This window comes from Rhizobium sp. 10N427, from assembly GCF_056394605.1.
Genome location: NZ_JBFTID010000031.1, coordinates 1 through 2,500 on the forward strand (window position 1 = coordinate 1; position 2,500 = coordinate 2,500).

The following is a 2,500-nucleotide window of genomic DNA, read 5'->3' on the forward strand; positions in this document are numbered from 1 at the left end:
CAATGAGAACGATCAAGCCAATCGAGCTATTAGTACCGGTAAGCTTCATGCGTTGCCGCACTTCCACACCCGGCCTATCAACGTGGTCGTCTTCCACGGCTCTGATAGGGAATACTCGTTTTCAGGTGGGTTTCCCGCTTAGATGCCTTCAGCGGTTATCCCGTCCATATGTAGCTACCCTGCTATGCCGTTGGCACGACAACAGGTCCACCAGAGATATGTCCATCCCGGTCCTCTCGTACTAGGGACAGATCCTGTCAATATTCCTACACCCACGGCAGATAGGGACCGAACTGTCTCACGACGTTCTGAACCCAGCTCACGTACCGCTTTAATTGGCGAACAGCCAAACCCTTGGGACCTGCTCCAGCCCCAGGATGCGATGAGCCGACATCGAGGTGCCAAACAACCCCGTCGATATGGACTCTTGGGGGTCATCAGCCTGTTATCCCCGGCGTACCTTTTATCCGTTGAGCGATGGCCCTTCCACGCGGGACCACCGGATCACTATGACCGACTTTCGTCTCTGCTCGACTTGTCAGTCTCGCAGTCAGGCGGGCTTATGCCATTGCACTCGACGACCGATTTCCGACCGGTCTGAGCCCACCATCGCGCGCCTCCGTTACTCTTTCGGAGGCGACCGCCCCAGTCAAACTACCCACCATACACTGTCCCGGATCCGGATAACGGACCGCGGTTAGACATCCATGACGATAAGGGTGGTATTTCAAGGATGGCTCCACAGAAACTGGCGTCCCTGCTTCAAAGCCTACCACCTATCCTACACATGCCGACACGAATGCCAGTGTAAAGCTATAGTAAAGGTGCACGGGGTCTTTCCGTCTGACCGCAGGAACCCCGCATCTTCACGGGGAATTCAATTTCACTGAGTCTATGTTGGAGACAGCGGGGAAGTCGTTACGCCATTCGTGCAGGTCGGAACTTACCCGACAAGGAATTTCGCTACCTTAGGACCGTTATAGTTACGGCCGCCGTTTACTGGGGCTTCGATTCAAAGCTTGCACCTCTCCTCTTAACCTTCCAGCACCGGGCAGGCGTCAGACCCTATACGTCGTCTTGCGACTTCGCAGAGCCCTGTGTTTTTGATAAACAGTCGCTACCCCCTGGTCTGTGCCACCCCAATATACTTGCGTAAATTGGGGTCACGCTTCTTCCGAAGTTACGCGTGCAATTTGCCGAGTTCCTTCAACATAGTTCTCTCAAGCGCCTTGGTATACTCTACCTGACCACCTGTGTCGGTTTCGGGTACGGTCTATACGGTGGAGCTATTTCCTGGAACCGCTTCCCTGCACCTTCAATCCAATAAGAAGATACAAGTTACGCAATCCGTCACTACCACCAGGCCCACGAATATTAACGTGGTTCCCATCGACTACGCGTGTCCGCCTCGTCTTAGGGGCCGGCTAACCCTGCTCAGATTAACTTTAAGCAGGAACCCTTGGTCTTTCGGCGAGGGAGTCTCTCACTCCCTTTATCGTTACTCATGTCAACATTCGCACTTCCGATATCTCCAGGGCCCCTCACAGGTACCCCTTCACAGACTTACGGAACGCTCCGCTACCACGTGCATTGCTGCACATCCTCAGCTTCGGTGCATGGCTTCAGCCCCGTTACATTTTCGGCGCAAAGACCCTTATTTAGACCAGTGAGCTGTTACGCTTTCTTTAAATGATGGCTGCTTCTAAGCCAACATCCTGGTTGTTTTGGGATCCTCACATCCTTTCCCACTTAGCCATGACTTGGGGACCTTAGCTGGAGGTTAGGGTTGTTGCCCTTTTCACGACGGACGTTAGCACCCGCCGTGTGTCTGCCGAGTAGTACTCCCGGGTATTCGGAGTTTGGTTAGGATCAGTAAGACGGTGAGTCCCCATAGCCCATCCAGTGCTCTACCCCCCGGGGTATTCGCTCGACGCTCTACCTAAATAGATTTCGCGGAGAACCAGCTATTTCCGAGTTTGATTGGCCTTTCACCCCTAGCCACAAGTCATCCCAATCTATTGCAACAGATGCGGGTTCGGTCCTCCAGTTGGTGTTACCCAACCTTCAACCTGCTCATGGCTAGATCACTCGGTTTCGGGTCTAATGCAACAAACTCAATCGCCCTATTCAGACTCGCTTTCGCTTCGCCTACACCTACCGGCTTAAGCTTGCTTGTTACACTAAGTCGTTGACCCATTATACAAAAGGTACGCCGTCACCCTTGCGGGCTCCGACTGTTTGTAGGCATCCGGTTTCAGGTTCTATTTCACTCCCCTTGTCGGGGTGCTTTTCACCTTTCCCTCACGGTACTTGTTCGCTATCGGTCATGCACGAGTACTTAGGCTTGGAGAGTGGTCTCCCCATGTTCAGACAGGATTTCACGTGTCCCGCCCTACTCTAGGACAATCATGGTATCTACGCGTACGGGGCTATCACCCACTACGGCCAAGCTTTCCAGCTTGTTCCACTTTAACCACAATTGCCACTGGCCTGGTCCGCG

1 rRNA gene (cut by a window edge) is annotated in these 2,500 nt (G+C 53.4%); it reads right to left on the minus strand.

What is annotated here, in order from left to right:
- Window positions 1–8: 8 nt before the first annotated feature.
- A 23S ribosomal RNA gene (locus AC1DIJ_RS30760) occupies window positions 9–2,500 on the minus strand; it runs 309 nt beyond the window's last position.